1 protein-coding gene is annotated in these 560 nt (G+C 39.8%); it reads left to right on the top strand.

The annotated features are described in order from the left end of the window. Positions 1-85: 85 nt before the first annotated feature. Positions 86-560, top strand: a 475-nt coding sequence (locus HC176_RS15880) for a DUF7282 domain-containing protein (RefSeq protein ID WP_209309749.1), incomplete at its 3' end; no start/stop codon positions are given.

Raw genomic sequence — 560 nt, 5'->3', positions numbered from 1 at the left:
AGTTTCTACTTTCGGGAACGAACAAAAAAATCAGAATATGAAAATGAATAAATTTTATCTTTTATTATTAGCCATGGTTGTAAGTATGGGAGTTACATCTTGTAGTGACGACGACGATAGTATAGATGTTATTGCTCCTGCCGGAAATCTGGTCGTAGAAAATCAGATGCTTGAAAACAACATGTTGTCAATAAGTAATGTTTCCATGAGCCAGGATGGTTGGGTAGTAATTCACCGCGATAACGGAGACGGTGGACCAATGGTTCCTGAAATTATTTCGGTTCCAAAAATGGTGGAAGCCGGTGATGCAACTGATGTAATGGTAGAGCTTAAAGAAGGAGAAGAAGTCGAAGATGGAGAGGTGCTTTGGGCAATGCTTCACACCGACGATGGAATTATGGGAACTTATGAATTCAATGGTTCGAATGGCCTTGATGCTCCAATAAAGGATGACAGCAATAATGTAGTTACAAAATCATTTGTAGTTTCTGTAGAGGCTTCTCCAACAGGGACAGTAAGTGCAGATAACCAGGTGCTTGTAAATGGAGTGATTAGTGTTG

The sequence above is a fragment of the Tamlana crocina genome (assembly GCF_012037625.1).
Note: the sequence above shows the minus strand (reverse complement) of the source record. Positions and strands in the feature narration are given on the sequence as shown.